3 protein-coding genes and 4 pseudogenes are annotated in these 8,589 nt (G+C 37.6%); 4 read left to right on the forward strand and 3 right to left on the reverse strand.

The window, feature by feature from the left end; translation table 11 throughout:
• The first annotated feature begins 261 nt into the window (after positions 1–261).
• Positions 262–4,427: pseudogene (locus ACP7BU_RS15195) on the forward strand (tyrosine-type recombinase/integrase).
• Positions 4,428–5,009: 582 nt separating this feature from the next.
• Here ACP7BU_RS15195 and ACP7BU_RS15200 read toward each other — a convergent pair.
• From ACP7BU_RS15200 to arsC, 3 genes and pseudogenes are all read right to left on the reverse strand, one after another.
• A pseudogene (locus tag ACP7BU_RS15200) lies at positions 5,010–5,757 on the reverse strand (IS5 family transposase).
• Between the two features lie 51 nt (positions 5,758–5,808).
• Positions 5,809–6,207: pseudogene (locus ACP7BU_RS15205) on the reverse strand (helix-turn-helix domain-containing protein); the annotation flags it as partial.
• Between the two features lie 134 nt (positions 6,208–6,341).
• Positions 6,342–6,770 carry an arsenate reductase (glutaredoxin) gene (arsC, locus tag ACP7BU_RS15210; protein WP_310078454.1) on the reverse strand — a complete coding sequence of 143 codons (429 nt, stop codon included), beginning with the start codon at positions 6,768–6,770 and terminating at the stop codon, positions 6,342–6,344.
• Between the two features lie 82 nt (positions 6,771–6,852).
• Here arsC and ACP7BU_RS15215 point away from each other — a divergent pair, with 82 nt between their 5' ends.
• The 3 genes and pseudogenes from ACP7BU_RS15215 to ACP7BU_RS15225 all read left to right on the forward strand — a co-directional run.
• Positions 6,853–7,167, forward strand: a complete 315-nt coding sequence (locus ACP7BU_RS15215; RefSeq protein WP_310078455.1) for an ArsR/SmtB family transcription factor — start codon at positions 6,853–6,855, stop codon at positions 7,165–7,167.
• A gap of 4 nt (positions 7,168–7,171) precedes the next feature.
• A complete protein-coding gene (gene arsB, locus ACP7BU_RS15220; RefSeq protein ID WP_310078456.1) occupies positions 7,172–8,212 on the forward strand; it encodes an ACR3 family arsenite efflux transporter in 1,041 nt (346 codons plus the stop codon).
• Positions 8,213–8,217: 5 nt separating this feature from the next.
• A pseudogene (locus ACP7BU_RS15225) lies at positions 8,218–8,475 on the forward strand (NADPH-dependent FMN reductase); the annotation flags it as partial.
• Positions 8,476–8,589: the final 114 nt, after the last annotated feature.

Genomic DNA, 8,589 nt, shown 5'->3' on the forward strand with positions numbered 1-8,589 from the left:
TCCGACAGACTAGGCCAGCATCATTGGTCTCTTCAAATAATTTAACCCATACGAGTCTTTGTTGAATTTCTCTGTTCATAGACACCAATTATATTGAAATGATGTCTATGAATCACACAGTTAAAGCATAGAAAACTGATCTTGCAACGATACGGCTCATTAAGTATTGCTATTCAACCTTTAGAGGATGTAGATGAAATTCATCGTGGTCTAGTCTCTGATGTATTTGAGCATGATGAGATTGAAGAAGATGAAACACCATTGGAGCCATTGTTTACATTTTTTTTGGCAGAACAATCCGATTTAATTCGAGGTTTTTATGCCTCTAAGTCTACTTCTCAACATATTGAAGCTGCAAATGTTGGTTTAGTTTGGACCAAATCGCGATTGTCCTTAAATTCAATTCAAGAAATATTTAGGCTCTGTCAACCATCTCATACTGATACCAGCTTAATTTTACGCGCAAAATTAGCTTTAATATTAAGTTTACTCACAGGACGTTCGGTGAGTGAATTAACAGCGCCTCGTTTTAGTCAAAATGCAGATCAGAATAATATTGCTATTCAGTATGATCATACTTTATCTGCATATGTATTAAGTGTGTTTGCAGGGACACCGACACTCAAAAAAAACCAGAAGATTCTAAATTTCATGTGCCATGGACCAATGAATTACATTTGGTTTTACCGATTGAACTCAATGATTTAGTGAGTCAAGTCAAAAATCTTGGGATTACAAGACATCATATGGCAGTTGAACGTGACGTGAGTGAACTGATTAACCGTGTACCTAAAGAGCTAGAAATCAGCCTCAAAAGCATTCGAGATATTCTTCCACGGTTGTTATATGATCATAGCCAAGGTGATTTAGCTGTCGTTAAAGCAGTGACGAATGCATCAGGTCGAAATTATGATAACTTGATTCATTATGCCTCTTTTGAACAGAGGCAACTTGAGCAATTATGGGCTGATTGTTTAAGAACGATAAAAATTGATATTCCTCAATACATACACACTTCAAGTGAACGCGTGGGTAGCCCGATTGGAATAAAGATTGTTGAAATACAAAATGAAATTACACGAATAAAAAACAGAATAAATCAGGCTTATGAACAGAAAAATTGGCAGGTGCTCTTTGATAACTTAACGTTGTATACGGCATTATGGATGAATCTTGCAACTGCAGGACGAGGAATTAAGCAACCCTTTCCAAAGTGGATAAGTCAGCAAGGCTGGGCATTGATTCAAGATAAACATCATCAAGATGAATCAACCGATCGTTATGTACCATTGACGCCAGCGTTGATCAAACAGATTCAAGGTTTACGTGGTTTGATGGTAATGCTGGGGGAGCAAGTTGAACCACGTGTTGATTTATCATCTTATGCTGTGCAACTTTGTGATCCTCATCAGATTGAAGGTTTAGTTAGAAATTGGGCACGGAAGTTGGTTCGCTCTGATCATAATCAGTTACTTGGACGGTTCAAGGATGCTGGACTTGGGCACTGGATACGGGGGCGTTATCCATGGGATATGTTATCTGTATTTCCTGTATCAGTTTTTAAACAACAGTGGCTTGATGTACAAGAAAACCTGCAAAAACAATTAGGTTTCGAATGTCTTGAAGGTTTTGATTTTTTTAAAATCAAGCATATTCCAACATTTGTTTTAACCCAAGAGACTAAAACAGCTCAAGTAGAGACGAAGCCGAGAATACAATATTCAGAAAATGATGTAAAAGAATGGCTGAAAAACTCAGAGTATAAGTCCTATTGTCCGTTGATTTTTGGGGAAAATCCTGAGCCACAAGTAGCTTTAGAGCTTGGACATGTATTAGCTTCACATTTAGCTAAAAATACAAACATTGATTTGCCAGAAGCTATCAAGGCATATTGTGCTTATATTCGCGATAAAACGAAAATTCCTTTATTCGTTCAACTTCCTCAAAAAGCTAATCGTACATGGCTGACATCTGAAAATAGTTTTAGTACATGGGGTTATATTGAACAAAACTTACTTGATCATATTCAGAAGGATTTAGAACATTTACCTGAACATCAAAATTGTGATGTTGAAATAGGACGTTTGCTGGTTGTACTCTCCATGTATTCACAACTGTGCAGAGTGAGCCATTTACAAGCGATGTTGGAGTTTATTGCTTCTGATCAACATATAGTCGCTATGGGGAATAGTCGTCTCGTTGAGCTGACAGTGAATAATGATAGATCTGTGACGAAGATACGCCGTACAGTACTGTTAAGTCCTTATGTCTCGACTTTAATTTTAGTAGACCGACAGTATCTACAGCCCCGATTAAAAGAGATTTTAGCACAGTCAAGAAATCAAAAAAGAACGGCTTGGCAAAAGTGTTTTAATACATATTTAAAACAAATAGGGCTTAAGTCAACTCTATCGTTAGCTCAATGGTTGAAAGCTTTACAGTAAAAGGTGATGTTAAATAGCACTCCGTTGATTGCAGGTTATATATCAGGCCAAGTCCTGACTGAAGATCTTTCAATAAATGAATTATTACGCTTATCCGAATATGAAAAATTAACCACAGGTTTAGATAGCACTGAGCCAGAAAGTGAAATAGAAATAGGCGATGAGCAACTACATTTGTCTGATATTTTAGCGATGATTCAGCAACTAAAAGGTGAGTCTAGATCAAGCATTTGGCTTAAACAGCTTGCTAGTAATAAAACGAATCACTACTCAGTCAATTTATTAACATGCTTTGTGCAATGGTTGATTTTACGCTGTGATGCAGAAGAGTTAAGTCTACAGAATCGAAATATGATTCATCTACATTTGGCCATCGTCAGTGCAGGTATATTGGGGTTTTCAGAAGATTTAACAAAAGATAGCCAGATTGATGAAGATGTATTTCAAAAATGGATGGAGTTGACGCAAGAGCATTTTCCACACCGCAAGCATCTCGCTGCATGGAATCGCTTTAGAGAATTTTTAATTCAATTAAATGATGATCGTATAAAGTTACACAAGCGTACAGCGCATCAAGCAAGTGCTAAGGTTTTTTCAAAAAATGAAGTGCGGCAGATCGTTCAAATATTACAATCTGTAGAATCTGGGGTGAATGATACTGTTTTACGTCTAGAGATTCAGCGTCATTTTCGTTTATCTGCGGCGATGGGTGTACGCCGTTCAGAGACACTTCATTTACGGCCCTTAGATATTGATGAGGATATGCTCAGAATTCGTCCTTATGGTGAGCATCAGCTAAAAACACTCGGATCAGAACGTGTTGTTCCGATGAATTTATTAAGTCAGACGATTAAAAAGGGATTAGATGATGTTTATCAAAATAAAGAATATTCGATATTAATGTCTGATGAGAACAGTGAACATAAGCCTTTTTTTGATCAAATATCTCAAATATTAAAGAAAGTCACTGGAGATGTTGATCTCAGCTTACATCATTTAAGACATACGTTTGCAAGTGCATATACTTTAAAGTGTTTGCAAACAGTGGTGGATTTTAAAGTGCTCACGATAGAACTGCCATGGCTACAAAATTGGATGCCATCGAATGAACAATTTAATACGCTAGTAGGCAATGAAGGACAGGTCGGTCAAGGGATTAAGGCGATTGGTCGAGTACTTGGACCTTTACATGAATCGACAACATTAAAGCATTATATTCATATCTTATTTCTAGCTACTTATGCCTATAGCATGCAACAACAGCAACCCAATTTACATACTGCATTTTTTAAGCGAGTCATGAGTCGGAGTAATTTATTCAGGCATTTCCAAGCGATTAACCAACAGAATAGTAATCTAAAATATAAGTTGAGAGATACCATCGAAAAATATGTACTCAAAAAAAGACAAACTCAGAGGTGGGTAATCTATGCTCAAAAAAGAGGAAATTCGACGGGTAAAGTAATTAAACACGAACTATTTCAAAATATTGAAGATATTGAGCGGTATCTTATTTCTGGGCAGGGGCAGCCACAATTAGATATTGAGTCCTGGAAGAGAGCTTTAATTACGATGTCAAACATTCCTTCAGGTAAACGTGGTTCAAATATAGGAAGACATCCATTATTGACACAAGGAAAGTTAGCACGTTTGCCTGAATTACTAAGTGCTGTAGATTTTAATTCCGCACAAAAAATTTTAGAGCGATTTGATTATTTAGAACGAAACCAATCAGACACTTATAATTGGTTAATAAAAAAATGGTTGTATGAGAGTAATGTAACAAAAGTATTGATGCATTTTACGGCAGAAGATAAACCTATGCTTTCACTTCTTATAGAACATCAGTTTTTTCCGGTAGTGATGAAACATAATAAATATGATTATTTTAGAATAATGTCTCAACAAGCGTCATTAAGCGCCGTGCGATGGGTACTTGCGTGGTTGAGTGTACGATATTTAGCGATTGGAGATCATATCTGAATCTAAGTATATATGACTTATGCACGCTTTGTTACACAAAGGTTTGAAAGACAGCGCTACCTTAATTGAGCTAATTTCAAATGACAATTTGGATGTAAGTGCAGCCAAATTCTGTGAATTTGTTCGAGATAGCTACGTGTGCATGAATATCATTTACCTGACTAGAAAAATTTCTTGCTGCTCATTTATAGCTTAATAATAGAGACTTAAGTATTTTTTATGGATCAACAGAACCAAAAAACATCGCATTATCCATTGCGTTTTGTCTGCTGCTGGAAGCTATGTAACATGATTACTTAGGTGAAATAGCCTAAGCTTAATAAGTGATTAAAAGGCCTGAAAATCCGCGAATTTGATTTTTTTCTTCGCTTTCAATTTGATCCATACGTTATTTATTTATTTATATTTTTCATTTACAAATCAATAAAATATTCTAATTTGGTTTGATCAAAGAAAAAGATACCCATTTGATAATTAGGTTACAGCAAAATCTGTAATCGGGCGTGGAAACCTGAAAATTACTACAGAAGTATTAAAACCGCTTTAACAGTTTTTTGTGCCTATTATGCTTAGGGCGTGTCATCAATTAAGCCATATCATGATTGAAGCAAGGTAGATTGCTGACAGGAAGTTTTGAGCCAATTTATCATAGCGCGTAGCAATACCTCGATACTGCTTGAGCTTGGCGAAGAAGTTCTCGATCAGATGTCTTGCTTTATAAAGATGTTGGTCATAATCACGCTGATCAATCGCGTTACTTTTGGATGGCATCACGATCTGACCCTTGATCTTATGGATTGGATCAATCACCCGATCCTTAGAATTATAGGCTTTATCCATGAGCCAAGTCTGACTTAACGATAAGTCCAGCAGCACATCAGCACCATTTAAGTCATGAGTCTGCCCGGCAGTGAGATAAAATCCTGTTGGGTTGCCTAAAGCATCAGTACGGGCATGAATTTTGGTACTTAAACCACCTTTACTGCGTCCGATTGCCTGTTCTTTTTTTTCCGGCGCTGTGTTGATGAGCACGCACAATGGTTGAGTCTAGCATGGCATATTCATTATCACTTTCATGTGATAGCACTTCAAAAACTTTCTGCCATACGCCTGCTTTAGCCCAACGGCTAAAGCGAGTGTGCACAACTCTAAAATCCCCAAAGCGTTCGGGTAAGTCTCGCCATGGAATACCTGAACGATACCGATACAATACTGCTTCAACAAATAGCCTGTTATCTTTGGCAGTTACTCCAACAGTACTCGCTCGTCCAGGTAACAGATCCTTAATCTGCTCCCACTGATCATCTCTTAATGCATAGCGTTTAGTCATGAAAAAATAATGAGGACAGGTTAGATTTTCTCAAGCTAATTGATGACAGGCTCTAGGCTGATATGGACGTTTCAGACGCTTGGATCGCGGAATCCAGAGCTCATTGGCAGTCATCCAGCGACGAACTGTTTCCACAGGAATATTCAGCCCAAACATGCTGCTAAGCTTCTCATGCGCCAATGTAGGACCAAAGCCAAGAAAATATTCAGAAATAATGGAAAGACATTGTGATTTTAATAAATCATCATGGCGACGAGGACCAGGTTGACCACGACTGGCATGCATCAGACCTGAAATGCCATCTTGATTGAGCTTCTGCAATAATCGGGTTATTTGACGGGTTGAAAGATTCAGAATTTCAGCAGCACGGACTTGGGTAATACGATGATCTCGAACGTCTTGCAGAACTGCAAGACGTTGAATTTCCTTGTCAGACATAGTGATCAACATCTCTAATTTATATCCAGTCCAGATGGTAAAAACCATCATAAACTAGACATTTTTATTGGTGAGAATATAGACACTTTAAATGGTTTCTAACATTTCAATTTCGTATATCAACCATTATGTTAAATGAGGCGGATTTATTTAATCCGCTTACCATTTTTATCGATGATTATTTCACCATCTTCTTTGGTAAAAGCTCCTAATTGAGGCGCAGACAAAATATCTAAAACGAGTTCAGAGGGTCTACATAGTTTTACCCCCAATTCAGTCACAACAAATGGACGGTTAATTAAAAGTGGATACTCAAGCATAAAATTAATGAGCTGTTCATCTGTCCAGTGCTGCTGATCCAAGTTGTGAGCTTCAAAAGGTTCCACGTTTTTGCGAATAGCTTCACGTACAGAAAGACCTGATTTCTCAATTATATTAATGAGTTCACTTTTACTTGGAGGGTTGATCAGATACTCAATAACTTCAGGTTCTTCTCCGGTATTTCGAATTAGCGCCAGTGTATTTCTTGATGTTCCGCACGCTGGATTATGATAGATCTTAACTTTTGATGACATTGGACTTACTCAGGACTTCATAATATTGCATATATATATGGATATGCGTATATTTGCAATAGCATATATTAGAGTATAGATTATGGATCAAGCAGATTTCTTTAAATGCCTATCTGACCCGACACGTCTAGATATTTTAAAAATTATTTTAGAAAGACAAAATGTATGTGTTTGTGAAATCACTGAGATATTACAACTGAGCCAACCTAAAATTTCTCGTCACTTGGCTTTACTCCGTAACCTTTCAATTTTGCTAGATGAGCGCAAGGGACAATGGGTGTATTACCGATTAAATCCTGATTTACCAGAATGGGTAAATGCAGTATTCAGTGTTTTGAATGATGAAGTATTAAATAAACCTACGAACAACTTATCTATCTCTATGCAATGCGAGTAATTCAATGTCCGCATCAAAGCTTTCATTCTTAGATCGAAACCTAACTCTATGGATTTTCATTGCCATGGTATTAGGCGTAGGTATTGGGGTATTTTTCCCTCAAACATCTGTCGTATTAGATCAATTAAGCATTAATTCAGTGAATATCCCTATCGCAATAGGGCTTATTTTGATGATGTATCCACCACTTGCCAAAGTTGACTATGCAACCTTACCTAAAGTTTTTGAGGATAAGCGTACCCTTACATTATCTCTTGTTCAAAACTGGATCATTGCACCTTGCTTAATGTTTGGCTTGGCCATCATTTTTCTGCACGCTTATCCTGAATATATGACTGGCCTAATTCTCATAGGCTTAGCTCGATGTATTGCGATGGTCCTCGTCTGGAATGGTCTGGCATGTGGGGATAATCAATATGTTGCTGCCTTGGTTGCGTTTAACAGTATCTTCCAGATCTTGTTCTTTAGTACTTATGCTTGGTTGTTCTTGACCTTCTTACCGCCATTCTTTGGGGTAGAAGCACAAATCATTGATGTAAGCTTTTGGACCATTACCCATGCTGTTCTGGTTTATCTAGGTATTCCATTCTTACTTGGTTTTTTAACCCGGCTGATTTTAGTCAAACAGAAAGGTTTGGATTGGTATCAAACTAAGTTTATCCCAAAGATTAGCCCAATCAGCCTTATTGCACTTTTATTCACGATTGTAGCCATGTTCAGTCTTAAAGGTGGTGAAGTGATTAGCCTTCCTCTAGATGTGCTTAGAATCGCTATTCCTTTGACGATCTATTTTGTTGCAATGTTCTTCATCAGCTTCTTTATGAGTAAGTGGATGGGTAATGATTACCCTAAAACGACTGCTATTTCCTTTACTGCGGCAGGCAATAATTTTGAATTAGCACTGGCTGTAGCGATTGCCACTTTTGGATTAGCTTCCCCTGTCGCCTTCACTACCGTGATTGGTCCATTGGTTGAAGTGCCTGTCTTGATTGCCTTAGTCACAGTCTCGCTATGGCTCAGAAAAAAAGTTTTTAAAGAGATATAAATCTGATGAATTTACCCAATATTGATTTCAGTCTTCTGGAAAAGCCAACTTTAGAAAAAGTTCAAGCAAAAAACCTGGATCATCCACCCAAAATATTACTTCTATACGGCTCAAATCGTGAGAGATCATATAGCCGTTTAGCAGTTCAGGAAGCAGGCCGAATCCTGGAGTACTTCGGTGCAGAAGTTAAAATTTTCCATCCTAAAGGGCTACCTCTTCCTGAGGATGGTGATATGCAGCATCCCAAGGTAAAAGAACGGCACTGTTGCAAATAGAGATTTGAGTCGATGATGTTCCCTTTAAAAAGTACTTAGAGACCGAAAACCCTGTTGATTAGACACACTTCACCCTGAGGCTGACCATAATAAAATGACGAT

Source organism: Acinetobacter sp. 40AMC3-4, assembly GCF_049898185.1.
GTDB lineage: Bacteria > Pseudomonadota > Gammaproteobacteria > Pseudomonadales > Moraxellaceae > Acinetobacter.

Coding starts and splice junctions, on each gene's coding strand:
- arsC (WP_310078454.1), bottom strand. CDS start 6,770: ATGTCATCAAAAGTTAAGATCTATCATAATCCAGCGTGCGGAACATCA.
- arsB (WP_310078456.1), top strand. CDS start 7,172: ATGTCCGCATCAAAGCTTTCATTCTTAGATCGAAACCTAACTCTATGG.
- ACP7BU_RS15215 (WP_310078455.1), top strand. CDS start 6,853: ATGGATCAAGCAGATTTCTTTAAATGCCTATCTGACCCGACACGTCTA.